This is a genomic window from Flavobacterium salmonis, assembly GCF_903819435.1.
In the GTDB taxonomy this organism is placed as follows: Bacteria; Bacteroidota; Bacteroidia; order Flavobacteriales; family Flavobacteriaceae; genus Flavobacterium; species Flavobacterium chungangense.
In genome coordinates this window covers 453,312-465,723 of sequence record NZ_CAIJDP010000068.1, presented here as the reverse complement: position 1 = coordinate 465,723, position 12,412 = coordinate 453,312, and the positions used below count along the sequence as shown (strand labels likewise).

Sequence of the window (12,412 nt, the reverse complement as noted above, 5' to 3'; positions counted from 1 at the left end):
TCCTTTTTATGGCTTTTTCGGATACAAAAAGATAAAGGGCAAAGCGGAATAGCTCCTTATTTTTATGGAATAAATTTACAATAAAAATTATAAAATACGCTGATTAATTACAGCACGAACTACATCTATTGCTACGGTATTGTATTTATCATTCGGAATAATGATATCGGCAAAAGCTTTCGAAGGTTCGATAAATTGCTCGTGCATCGGTTTTAAGGTGTTTTGATAACGGTTTAAAACTTCGTCAATATCGCGTCCGCGTTCTGAAATATCTCTTTTTAAGCGACGGATTAATCTTTCATCAGAATCAGCATGAACGTATATTTTTATATCAAAAAGTTCCCGTAATTCAGGATTTGTTAAAATCAAGATCCCTTCAACAATCATTACTTTTCTTGGGTGTGTTGATACAGTGTCATCTGTTCTGTTGTGCTGGATAAAAGAGTAAACAGGCTGATCTATGGTTTCGCCTGCTTTTAAGGCTTTAAGATGTTTTACCAGTAATTCGAAATCTATAGCACGAGGATGATCAAAATTGATTAATGCCCTTTCATCAAATGACAAATTGTGGGTTTCTTTATAGTATGAATCCTGAGAAATTACACCCACCTCGGTGTCCGGTAATTCATTCATGATTTGGTGTACTACTGTTGTTTTTCCACTTCCTGTTCCTCCGGCAATTCCAATAATGAGCATAAATTTTGATGTTATAATTTGTTTCGCAAAAATAATAATTTAACTGAATCGCTAAACATTTAATATAATTTAACCATATAAGTAATCTAAGTAAATTTAAACTGGAAAATGTTTAAACAAAATGTTGCTCAACTGAATTTATATTGTTTATATGGTGAAAATTATAAAAAAATCCCGAAAGTAAAAACCTTCGGGATTTCGTGCAATCAGTATAGTTTTAATAAAATATTCTGAATTTAGTAAGCACTTGTAATTATTTATTCTTTTTTGCTTTTATCATCATTTCAAGCTGATCCCATAGTTCTTCGGGGATTGCTTCTAATAAGTTGAATTGTCCGGCTCCTTTTAACCATTCTCCACCGTCAATTGTAATGACATCGCCGTTTACATAAGCCGAAAAATCAGAAACTAAATAAGCTGCTAAATTGGCTAATTCCTGATGATCACCTACACGTTTTAGAGGTACTTTTTTTGCCATATCAAATTTCTCTGCCAAATCTCCCGGTAATAATCTGTCCCAGGCTCCTTTAGTAGGAAATGGCCCCGGAGCAATTGCATTAGAACGAATTCCGTATTTTGCCCATTCTACAGCCAGACTTCTGGTCATAGCCAAAACTCCTGCTTTCGCTGTTGCACTTGGGACCACGTATGCAGAACCCGTCCAGGCATATGTAGTTACGATATTTAAAATCGTTGCAGATGTTTGTTTAGTGTCAATCCAATGCTTTCCAAAAGCGAGTGTACAGTTTTTAGAACCTTTTAGTACGATATCTATAACAGTGTCAAATGCGTTGGCAGACAGACGTTCTGTTGGAGAAATAAAATTTCCGGCTGCATTATTTAAAAGGACATCTACTTTTCCAAAAGTTTTTAAAACTTCCTGAAGCATGTTTTCGACTTCTTCATAATGACGAACATCACATTGGAGCGGTAAACATTTTCCTCCAGTTTCAGTTTCGAGTTCTGTTGCAGTCGTTTTAAGCTTTTCTAAATCTCTTGAAGTAATCGCTACCTGAGCTCCTAATTCTAAAAAATATTTGGTCATTGCTTTTCCTAAACCGCTTCCACCGCCTGTAACTACAATGACTTTACCTTTTAAAGCATCGTCTCTTAACATTTTATCTGTATAGCTCATACTTTTTTATTTTTACAAAATTAATTAATTTAAATAGGATGCATGCATAATATTGTTATAAATTTTAGAAAAACTTTAGATTGCGCATATTTTTTTTGCTGCAGATTCGAGTGTGAAGTTATCTTTGGCGAAACAAAAACGTATTAATTTCTTGTCTTTATGGTCAGAATAAAAGGTTGAAATTGGAATTGCGGCAACACCATGATCTGTGATTAGTCTTTTACAAAACGTAACATCATCCTCGTTTGAGATTGAAGCATAGGAAGCAACCTGAAAATAAGTTCCTTCGCATGGTTTTAGTTCAAATCGGCTATTTTGAAGCAGTTTTTGAAAATAATCGCGTTTCTCCTGATAGAATTTTCCAAGTAAATTGACGTCGACAATATCTAAATATTCGCTTATGGCAAACTGTGAAATACTGTTAACACTAAAAACCAAAAACTGATGTACTTTTTTAATTTCTTTCATCAGATATTCAGGGGCAATGGTGTATCCGATTTTCCATCCTGTAATATGGAATGATTTTCCAAAAGAAGAAACCATTATACATCGGTCTAAGAGGAAACTTTTGGTATGTGCCGAAATATGTTTTTCTTCGAAAGTAATGTATTCATAAACTTCGTCTGATAAAACTATGATGTCAGGATATTTTTCAAGAAGATTTTGTAGCTGAACAAAATCCGCTTCGGTTAGAATTTTCCCTGTTGGATTATTGGGATTGTTGATGATCATCAATTTGCTTTTTGCAGAACAGGCTTTTTCTATCGTTTCCCAATTTGGAGTGTAATCATCATTTAGTGCTACCCGCACTGGTTTGGCTTTGCAAAGTAAAACAGGAGATTCGTAAGAATCGTAGCTCGGATCCAAAATAATGACTTCGTCGTTTTCTTTTACTAAGGCTAAAATCGTAGTGAAAATTCCCTGAGTTGCACCGGCTGTAATTAAAAGTTCTGTGTCAGGATTTATAATTCTGTTATAGGAACTCAGAACTAATTTTGCAATTTGATTCATCAACGGCGGATATCCTGCCATTGGTGTATATTGGTGCACATTTTCTTTTGCTAATCTCGCTACAATATCCGTCATCCTTTCATCAACCGGAAAATTTGGAAATCCCTGAGAAAGATTTATCGCATTATATTCGGCTGCCATTTTTGACATTGCCGTAAAGATGCTGGTGGTTACGTTAGGGAGTTTACTCATGATAAAGTTTGATTTGGGAACTTTTGTGAGAAAGGATTGTGAAGTATATTAGTGAACAATTATAGGTATGGAATAAAGAACTCTAACTACAATATTATTTTGTTTTCCAGGACTCCATTTTGGTGATAATTTTAAAACTCGAATAGCTTCTGTACCTGTTCCGTGTCCAATATCTCTTAAAATTTTTATATCAGTTAAAGATCCATCTTTTTCAATAATAAAAGTAGTATACACTTTTCCTTTTAGGTCTTTTTGTGGATTTTTATAGTTTTCTTTTAAAAAGAGTTCTAATGCTTGTTGACCACCTGGAAATTCAGGTCTCACTTCTAGCCCAGCCGTATTATACACTTGGTTTTCTTCTTCTTCGATAACGGGTGTTACTGAACTATTTTTAGTCAATTCATGTAATTTGGATGCATTAGGTGGTTCATTTCCAATTATAGTTATAGGAAATGAATATTTCCATCTAACAGACTCATTGTTTCTTTTAGCAGGAATCCACTTTGGAGATAATTTTAAAACTCTAATTGCTTCTTCTCCTGTTCCATAACCAATATCTCTTAAAACTTTTATATTGTTCAGTGTACCATCTTTTTCGACAATGAAAGTTACATAAACTTTACCTTTTAACCCAGACACATTTGGCATTTTGTAGTTTTTTTTCAAAAAAACATTATGCAAAGCATCTGGTCCACCAGGGAATTCAGGTTGCTTGTCTACATAAGAACCATCTTCAGTACTATTAGTTACTGCGTTTGGATCTGATTTAATAGTTGGTTCTTTATGTTGTGAAAACACATTTTGCACAAAGCAAATCAAAATCAGAATTAAAAACTTTTTCATTATGATGATTTTAAAGTTAGCTTACATTTTATGAATAATAAAAATCGTTGGTCGATTATGTAAATCCACTTTTAATTTTTTCCAGTCAGCAATTTTCATTGTTTTAATAAATTCTGTTGGCAGCGTAATATCTGTAGCAATACAAAGATGTGTTGAAGGATTTAAAATCTGCAAAAGATCTTCAATTAATTTATTGTTTCTATAAGGTGTTTCAATAAAAATTTGCGATTGATTTTTATCGTGGGACAATTTCTCAAAATGTCTCAATGCCGATTTTTTCTCGTCTTTGTCAATTGGTAAATAGCCATTGAAAGTAAAACTTTGTCCATTCATTCCAGAAGCCATCATAGCTAATAGGATAGAAGAAGGTCCAACCAAAGGAACAACCTGAATCCCTTTTTCATGTGCCAGTTTTACAATAACAGCTCCTGGATCAGCAACTCCGGGACATCCGGCTTCGCTCATTAAACCCATGTTTTTTCCTTCTAATAAAGGTTTTATGAAGTCTAAATGTTCGCTTGGTTCTGTACGTTTGTTTAAAGTAAAAAGAACTAATTCGGATTGTTTTTTCTCCGGTAAAACTGCTTTTATGGATTTTCGTGCAGTTTTTTCGTTCTCAACAATATAATAATCTATAAGTTCAATACTTCTTTTTACAGTTTGCGGTAAAACATCCATTGGGTCACTTTCGCCCATAGTAGTTGGGATTAAATATAATTTTCCTGGAAGTTTCATATCTTTAATATAGATTATAAAATGAAATACTTTTTCAACTATTAAATATCAATAATTGAAAAAGTAAATTAAGAATGTTTTTCGATAAGTTTTTTTGCAATTATTTCGGCTGCCTCATCCAGCATTTGATAGACATTGTCAAATCCGTTAACGGCTCCGTAATAAGGGTCTGGAACGTCAACATTTTCATCCTGAAATAATTCATTTAGAATCAGATTGACTTTGCTTTTGTGTTCAGGAGTTTTGGCAAGATGAATGATGTCACGAAAATTCGAATTATCCATGGCATAGATATAATCAAATTCATCAAAATCAGAAGTCTTGAATTGTCTTCCTTTTTGCTGGTCAATACATAAACCATTTTTTTGGGCAACGGCAATAGAACGTTTGTCAGGTGCGTGGCCTACATGCCATGAACCGGTACCGGCAGAGTCGACTATAAAATTTTCTTTTGGTAATTTGGAAGCTAAAATACCTTCAGCTAAAGGTGATCTGCAGATATTTCCCAAACAAACCATTAAGATTTTTACTGGCATGATGCGCTTTTATAGCGTTAGTTTTTTGTTGATGTCTTCGACAAATTTTTTGAATTGTTTGTCTGTAGAAACTAAATTGTCAACTGTTTTACAAGCATGTAATACAGTAGCATGATCGCGATCTCCAATTTGAGAGCCAATGTTTGCTAAAGATGCTTTTGTGAATTTCTTTGCAAAAAACATAGCCAATTGTCTCGCCTGTACCACATGTCTTTTTCTTGTTTTTGATTGAAGAGTTTCAATGTCTAACTGAAAATAATCAGACACAATTTTTTGAATATAATCAATAGAGATTTCTCTCTTTACATTTTTAACAAATTTCTCTACAACACTTTTAGCTAACTCAATTGTTACTTCTTTTTTATTGAAAGAAGATTGAGCGATTAAGGAAATAATAGCTCCTTCAAGTTCTCTAACATTTGTTTTGATATTGCGGGCAACATATTCAATAATGTCTTCCGGCATTTCAACACCATCACGGTAAAGAATATTTTTTAAGATTGAAATCCGGGTTTCATAATCCGGCTGATGCAATTCAGCAGATAATCCCCATTTAAAGCGGGATAACAAACGCTGTTCAATATCCTGCATATCAACAGGAGCTTTGTCAGAAGTTAAAATTACCTGTTTTCCGTTTTGGTGCAAATAATTGAAAATATGGAAAAATACATCCTGAGTTCCTGATTTTCCGGATAAGAACTGTACATCATCAATAATCAAAACGTCTATTAACTGGTAAAAGTGAATAAAATCATTACGATTATTCTTTTTTACCGAATCAATATATTGTTGTGTGAAAATCTCGGCAGAAATATATAAAACCGTTTTTTCCGGATATTTATCTTTTACTTCAACACCAATAGCATGTGCTAAGTGTGTTTTTCCTAAACCAACTCCACCAAAAATCAATAAAGGATTAAATGAAGTCCCTCCAGGTTTGTTGGCAACAGCCATACCCGCAGAACGTGCCAGACGGTTTGAATCTCCTTCCAGAAAATTGTCAAAACTATAGTTGGCATTTAACTGGGATTCAATTTTTAAATTTCTAATTCCGGGAATTACAAACGGATTTTTAAGTTCTGGATTTAAGTTTTTAAACGGAGCATCAACCTCTTGCGGTTTCATTGGCACTCTATTGGAACTTGGCAACTGTTCGGTAAAAGGTTGTTTGTTTCCATAAGTGTTCTCCATTTTAATTTTATAGAGTAACTTTGCGTTTTTTCCCAGTTCTTTGGTAAGCGCAACTTTCAATAATTTTACGTAATGTTCTTCGAGCCATTCGTAGAAAAATTTACTTGGAACCTGAATGTATAACGCGTTGTCGGTTAGCTCAACTGATTTGATTGGTTCAAACCAAGTTTTGTATGCTTGATCTTGAATATTGTCTTTTATAAAGGACAAACAGTTTTCCCATACCGATTGAGCAGTTTTAGTCATAAATTCAGATAAATTTTTTTATTATTGATAAAGATTCTCCTAATAAAAGGAGGTAATTTTATTCCTTATTTCGGGATAACAAATATGTGAACAAAATTCTGTAAAAAAAAATATTTTGAACTCTAATTTTATAAAATAATGTTGTAAGCATACTTTAAGAACTTAATTTTTTTAATATAGAAATAATGAAAAATCATCAAACGCAAGTGCGCGTTCGCTACTCTGAAACTGATCAAATGGGGGTTGTTTATCACGGGAATTATATCCCGTATTTTGAGATAGGTCGCGTGGAATGGCTTAGAAATAAAGGGATTTCGTATAAAAGCATGGAAGAAAGCGGAATAGGATTGCCAATTGTTTCGATGCAGATAAATTATAAAAAATCGGCGCGTTATGATGAGCTTTTAACAATTCATACTACTTTTAAAAGTCAGTCTTCAGTCAAGATTGAATTTGACTGCGAAATCTACAATGAAGCAAATGAGTTATTAACAACGGCGGTGTTTATTTTGGTATTTATTTCGCTAAAAACGGGTCGGCCAACACCTCCTCCGGATTATATTTTAGAATTATTTAAAACACTTGAATAATTGTTAAAATGCTATGCTTTTTTATATCGATTTACATAATTTTTATATCGATTTCAAACATTAAATCAAAAGTGCTGAATATAGATTCAGCATTTTTTTTTCTGGTTTTTGTCATTATTTTTCCAATTGGTAAGTCGGAATCTTCGTCAATTTCCATTTCCTGAGAAGTTATTTCCAGCTTTTTTTCCTTAATTACCCGCATGACTTTATTCATGTTTTTATAATCAAAAGAGATTAAAAAATGTACGTCAATCGTTTTTTCGGCAATTTCACAAACTTCAAGTGTCATTTGTGCGGTAGTTTTATAAGCAGCTATTAATCCGCCAACGCCCAATTTTATTCCACCAAAAATTCGAACCACTACCACAAGAACGTTGGTCAGTCCAAAAGATTGTATCTGACCATAAATTGGAGCTCCTGCTGTATTGCTTGGTTCTCCGTCATCATTTGCACGATAAGATATTTTTGGAGCTATGCCTAATTGATAGGCATAACAATAATGGACAGCATGAGGGTGTTGTTTTTTTAAGTTTTCAATAATCGGTTTTACTTCATCTTCAGTTTCTATCGGAAAAGCATAGCCAAAGAACTTACTTCCTTTTTCCTTAAATAAGACTTCTTCAGATTCAAAAGCGATGGTCTGGTACGTATCGTTATATTCCAAAGTTAAATTCTAAAGTATTTTTTTCTCAAATAAATCAACAACATCTTCCTGACCAACCTGCAAGTTCCAAACATTAAAACCTAAAGAGGCAGCAGAATCAGTATTTTCTTTTTTATCATCTACAAACAAAGTACGTTTGGGTGACAGTTCGTGTTTGTTGATTAAATATTGAAAAGCATTGGCGTTTGGTTTTCGCATTCCGATTTCAAATGAAAAGTAAACTTTTTCAAAACATTGATAAAAATCGCTGTAAAACGAAATTCCGCTTTTATTTTCGAAAGTTTCAATATGAATAGAATCAGTATTACTCAATAAAAACAATCGGTATTTTTTAGAAAGCATTTGCAGGAATTCTAATCTGTATAAAGGAAAATCTGCTAAAACAGCATTCCAGGCTTCTAATATTTCTTCTGTTGAAGCATTTGGTAATTCTTTTTGAAAACCTGCTATAAATTCATCATGAGAAATATCCCCTGTTTCAAACAAAAGATTCAAACGGTCAAATTCCGAATTCCATTCTCTCATGCCCAGTTTCTCTAATCCGGAAATAGTGGCTTGTTTATCCAGATTGATGAAAATATCTCCAAAGTCAAAAATTATAGTATCAATCATGATTTCTAAGGTATATTAATTCGTCTTTTTGGATGTAAGTTCTCAATGCATTTTTTCTTGGTAAAAAAGGGGCTTTTGTTCCTTTTTTAAGAGAATTTTGTCCAGTAAAAATTCGTGCTTCGTCCCAAATATTTTCATCTATAAAAGATTGCAAAGTTTGTAAACCACCTTCAATAATAATAGACTGTATTTGATTTTGATACAAAACCGCCAAAATTTGCGGAATTATATTTTGATTAAAATTAATTACTTCAAAGGTAGTGTTTTCTGCTGATAAGCTAATTTCAGATTTTGTAAATATGATAGTTTTAACGCTGTCATCAAAAATAAAACTACTTTTTGAAATACGGCTATTTTGATCCAAAATCACTCTTGTAGGGTTATTGCCACTCCAGTCACGAACATTTAATTTAGGATTGTCATCAATTACGGTCTGTGTTCCTGTAAAAATTGCTTGTTCTTCGCTACGCCATTTATGAACCAGTTGTCGTGAATACTGATTGGTAATCCAAACGGGTTTACGTTCCTGATTAATTTGTTTTTCAGGTGACAGAAAACCGTCTTGACTTTCTGCCCATTTTAATATAATATAAGGTCTTTTTTTATTGTGAAAAGTAAAAAAACGTTTATTGAGCTCGTAGCATTCGCTTTCTAAAATGCCTACTATAACGCTGGCACCTGATTCGATTATTTTTTTTATTCCTCTTCCAGCTACTTTTTCATTGGGATCAACGGTTCCTACTACTACAGTCGGAATTTTATGTTCAATAATCAAATCGCAACACGGAGGTGTTTTGCCAAAATGGCTGCAGGGTTCTAAACTTACATAGATAGTAGCATTTTTAAGAAGCGATTTGTCTTTTACAGATCGAATCGCATTTACTTCGGCATGTGGTTCTCCGGCTTTTTTGTGCCAGCCTTCGCCGATAATTTTATCCTCATAAACGATTACACTTCCTACCATTGGATTTGGGTAGGTGGTTCCAAAGCCATTTTTGGCCAGTTCTATGCATCGTTTTATGTATTTCTCATGTATGTTCACGATACAAAAGTAATTATTTTTGAGTTTTGTCCCCAGAGTTATTGGGATAGTTATGAAACTATCAAAAAAGTATTTCTATTTTTGTAATGTATCAGACTGTAATGTAAAATGGAAAATTGGTTTATCAGAAAAATTAAAAAAGAAGACAATCAGGCAGTTGCTCAATTAATAAGATCAGTTTTTGATGAAATGAAAATTCCAAAAACAGGAACAGCTTATGAAGATTCGTATTTAGATTTCATGTTTGAAGAGTATAATAAATCGCAATCGGTTTATTTTGTAGTTGAAAATGAGGGCGAAATTGTTGGATGTTGTGGAATTGCACCTTTAGAAAACGGTGATCCAAAGATTTGTGAACTACAAAAGATGTATTTTTTGCCTAAAACCCGCGGATTAGGAATAGGAAGTGAAATGATGAAAAAATGTTTGGAAGAAGCTAAAAGCTTTGGTTTTGAAAAATGTTACATAGAAACAATGCCATTTATGCATGCCGCTCAAAAGTTATATAAAAAATCAGGATTTGAGTATTTAGATGCTCCATTGGGATGTACCGGACATAACTCCTGTCCAGTCTGGATGTTGAAAGAATTGTAAAATAACATTGTAACAAAATTTACTTTACGATACTTATCTGTAAAATGTAATTGCATTTAGTCTAAAAATACTGAAAAGCCCTTAAATGAAAATCAAACAATACAGAACTCAATTTATTAAGGAACTTTCTTCTTTATATGACGCATATGAAGCAGAGAGTTTTTTTTATTTGATATTAGAAAATAAACATAAGCTGAGACAAATTGATTTGGCGCTGAATCATGAACTAACTTTTACAGATGCTGATTTGGTTGTTTGGAGTACTTTTTTAAATCGATTAAAAAAAGAAGTTCCGATTCAGTATTTACTTGGAAAAACGAGTTTTTACGGTTTAGATTTTGAAGTAAATGAAAACGTTTTGATTCCGAGGCCTGAAACTGAAGAATTAGTAGAATGGATTATTAATGAAAATAAGATTACTGATAAAACCAAAAAACTGAAAATTCTGGATATAGGAACAGGAAGTGGCTGTATTGCGGTTTCGCTTGCCAAAAATCTTCCTAATGCTGATGTTTATGCTATCGATGTTTCGAAAAGGGCAATAGAAACTGCAAAAAAAAATGCCAGAAGCAATAATGTCAAAGTAACTTTTATGTTTAAAAATATTTTAGAATTAGATATTTTAAAATATGATTATGATATTGTTGTTTCGAATCCACCTTATGTTCGTAATTTAGAAAAACCGGAAATCAAAAAAAATGTCCTGGATCACGAACCCCATTTGGCTCTTTTTGTAGATGATAATGATGCCTTGGTTTTTTATAGAAAAATTGCAGGACTGGCTCATAAAAGTCTTTTAGAAAAAGGGCAGTTGTACTTTGAAATCAATCAGTATTTAGGAAAGGAAATGACTGAATTATTAGAGAAAATGGATTTTAAGAATATTGAACTTCGAAAAGATATTTATGATAATGACAGGATGATGAAGGGAATAAAAGGTGATTTATAACATAAACTTCTAATCTAGCCCCGATAGAAGAGAAAACCTTTTGTGCCGGGGTTCGGCGCAAAAGTTTGAAACGGATAGCGGGACAATTGGTCTTTTGAGACAAGTGAATTTTGCTTCTAATAAAACTACTCGTAACGCAAAGCTTCTATAGGGTCAAGTTGTGATGCTTTAATTGCAGGGTACAATCCGGAAACAATGGCCACCATAAAGCTGGTTCCAAAAGCGATGATGATAGCAAACCACGGAACTACAAAAGCAAAACTCATGGCAGTTGCAATACCAAATCCTATTAACATTCCTAATATGATTCCAACTAATCCGCCAATTTGTCCAATTAATAAGGTTTCAATAAAAAATTGAAAGGCAACGGTTGCTCTTGTTGCTCCCAATGCTTTTCGGACACCGATTTCCCGGGTACGTTCTGTAACGGAAACTATCATAATATTCATTAAAGCGATCGATGATCCTAATATTGTAATTATACTAATAATAGCAGAAGCCCAATCTAAATATTGTGTAATTCCTAAGATTCTGTTGATTAAATCGTCACTTCGGCCAATACCGAAATTATTGTCGCGAACAGGACTTAGTTTACGAACTCTTCGCATGATGCTTGTCGCATTATCAATGGCCTGATCTAAAAGTTCTTTTTTAGAAACCATTATACTCATGGTATAATTGATGTTTGGTGCGGTAAACAAAGAACGCGCTACCTGAATTGGAATCAGAACGCGTAAATCCTGGCTGTTTCCAAATGTTGATCCTTTTTCTTTTAAGACTCCGATAACTTTAAAACGAGCTCCGCGAATAGAGATTATTTTGTCAATTGGATTAATGTCTTTTAATAGCCCTTTTTCAAAATCAGAACCTACTACGCACGAATACGTATTGTTATCAATATCAAATTGATTAAAAGAACGCCCCAGGTTAATTTCTAAACCTGAATTAGAAATAAAATGCTCGTCGACCCCCAAAATTTTAATTTCAGGATCTGTTTTTTGATCCAAATATTTAACTTCAGCGGTTGAAGTTGCCGTAAAAGAAAGAGAAGTTTCCGTAAAAGGGTATTTGTATTTATTTTTGAAAGCAACGGCCTCCGGATAGGAAATGATTGGATTTATGATTTCGCGCTCGTTTCCACCGCGGTTTTTAACGGTGTTTGCATATTGGTTAATGTTAAAAGTATTCGCACCCATGGAAGCAAAATTGGTCGAAACGGTATTCTCGAGTGCTGTTACAACTGTAAGGATTCCGACTAAAGCTGTGATTCCGATTGCAATAATTAAGACAGTAAGAATGGTTCTCAGCAATTGTGTTTTGATGGAGCCAAAAGCAATTCGGATATTTTCTTTAAATAATTTTAGCATCATAACCAA

General features: G+C 33.4%; 14 protein-coding genes. 3 read left to right on the top strand and 11 right to left on the bottom strand.

Going from position 1 to position 12,412, the window contains the following annotated elements:
- Nucleotides 1-87 precede the first annotated feature (87 nt).
- From udk to dnaA, 7 genes are all read right to left on the bottom strand, one after another.
- On the bottom strand, nucleotides 88-696 hold the full coding sequence (udk, locus tag FLACHUCJ7_RS12190; protein ID WP_078226044.1) for a uridine kinase: 609 nt from the start codon (nucleotides 694-696) through the stop codon (nucleotides 88-90).
- Nucleotides 697-949: 253 nt separating this feature from the next.
- Nucleotides 950-1,831: an SDR family oxidoreductase gene (locus tag FLACHUCJ7_RS12185; protein WP_031456188.1), complete on the bottom strand. Its 882-nt coding sequence runs from the start codon at nucleotides 1,829-1,831 to the stop codon at nucleotides 950-952.
- A gap of 75 nt (nucleotides 1,832-1,906) precedes the next feature.
- Entirely contained in the window at nucleotides 1,907-3,034 is a 1,128-nt protein-coding gene (locus tag FLACHUCJ7_RS12180) for a methionine aminotransferase (protein ID WP_180909072.1), read from the bottom strand.
- Nucleotides 3,035-3,082: 48 nt separating this feature from the next.
- The gene (locus FLACHUCJ7_RS25340; protein ID WP_223255381.1) at nucleotides 3,083-3,877 is read right to left on the bottom strand and encodes an energy transducer TonB; all 795 of its coding nucleotides are present in this window, start codon (nucleotides 3,875-3,877) and stop codon (nucleotides 3,083-3,085) included.
- 21 nt (nucleotides 3,878-3,898) lie between these two features.
- Nucleotides 3,899-4,612, bottom strand: a complete 714-nt coding sequence (locus FLACHUCJ7_RS12170) for an SAM-dependent methyltransferase (RefSeq protein ID WP_078226046.1) — start codon at nucleotides 4,610-4,612, stop codon at nucleotides 3,899-3,901.
- Between the two features lie 68 nt (nucleotides 4,613-4,680).
- Nucleotides 4,681-5,148, bottom strand: a complete 468-nt coding sequence (locus FLACHUCJ7_RS12165; RefSeq protein ID WP_078226047.1) for a low molecular weight protein-tyrosine-phosphatase — start codon at nucleotides 5,146-5,148, stop codon at nucleotides 4,681-4,683.
- 9 nt (nucleotides 5,149-5,157) lie between these two features.
- Nucleotides 5,158-6,585, bottom strand: coding sequence for a chromosomal replication initiator protein DnaA (dnaA, locus tag FLACHUCJ7_RS12160; RefSeq protein WP_007809948.1), 1,428 nt, complete (start codon nucleotides 6,583-6,585; stop codon nucleotides 5,158-5,160).
- Between the two features lie 185 nt (nucleotides 6,586-6,770).
- Here dnaA and FLACHUCJ7_RS12155 point away from each other — a divergent pair, with 185 nt between their 5' ends.
- A complete protein-coding gene (locus FLACHUCJ7_RS12155; protein WP_078226048.1) occupies nucleotides 6,771-7,175 on the top strand; it encodes an acyl-CoA thioesterase in 405 nt (134 codons plus the stop codon).
- Between the two features lie 31 nt (nucleotides 7,176-7,206).
- On the opposite strand, the gene FLACHUCJ7_RS12150 is transcribed toward FLACHUCJ7_RS12155, so the two are convergent.
- The 3 genes from FLACHUCJ7_RS12150 to ribD are packed head-to-tail and all read right to left on the bottom strand — an operon-like array spanning nucleotide 7,207 to nucleotide 9,493.
- On the bottom strand, nucleotides 7,207-7,839 hold the full coding sequence (locus FLACHUCJ7_RS12150; protein ID WP_180909071.1) for an IMPACT family protein: 633 nt from the start codon (nucleotides 7,837-7,839) through the stop codon (nucleotides 7,207-7,209).
- 9 nt (nucleotides 7,840-7,848) lie between these two features.
- Nucleotides 7,849-8,451, bottom strand: coding sequence for an HAD family hydrolase (locus tag FLACHUCJ7_RS12145; protein ID WP_031456181.1), 603 nt, complete (start codon nucleotides 8,449-8,451; stop codon nucleotides 7,849-7,851).
- Nucleotides 8,444-9,493, bottom strand: coding sequence for a bifunctional diaminohydroxyphosphoribosylaminopyrimidine deaminase/5-amino-6-(5-phosphoribosylamino)uracil reductase RibD (gene ribD / locus FLACHUCJ7_RS12140; RefSeq protein ID WP_180909070.1), 1,050 nt, complete (start codon nucleotides 9,491-9,493; stop codon nucleotides 8,444-8,446). Before ribD ends, FLACHUCJ7_RS12145 begins: the two co-directional genes overlap by 8 nt.
- A gap of 108 nt (nucleotides 9,494-9,601) precedes the next feature.
- Here ribD and FLACHUCJ7_RS12135 point away from each other — a divergent pair, with 108 nt between their 5' ends.
- Both FLACHUCJ7_RS12135 and prmC read left to right on the top strand, forming a co-directional pair.
- Nucleotides 9,602-10,087, top strand: a complete 486-nt coding sequence (locus FLACHUCJ7_RS12135) for a GNAT family N-acetyltransferase (protein WP_180909069.1) — start codon at nucleotides 9,602-9,604, stop codon at nucleotides 10,085-10,087.
- Between the two features lie 85 nt (nucleotides 10,088-10,172).
- On the top strand, nucleotides 10,173-11,036 hold the full coding sequence (gene prmC / locus FLACHUCJ7_RS12130; RefSeq protein WP_180909068.1) for a peptide chain release factor N(5)-glutamine methyltransferase: 864 nt from the start codon (nucleotides 10,173-10,175) through the stop codon (nucleotides 11,034-11,036).
- A 125-nt stretch (nucleotides 11,037-11,161) separates the two neighbouring features.
- On the opposite strand, the gene FLACHUCJ7_RS12125 is transcribed toward prmC, so the two are convergent.
- Nucleotides 11,162-12,406 (bottom strand): ABC transporter permease, encoded by a 1,245-nt coding sequence (locus FLACHUCJ7_RS12125; RefSeq protein ID WP_180909067.1) that lies wholly within the window; start codon nucleotides 12,404-12,406, stop codon nucleotides 11,162-11,164.
- Nucleotides 12,407-12,412: the final 6 nt, after the last annotated feature.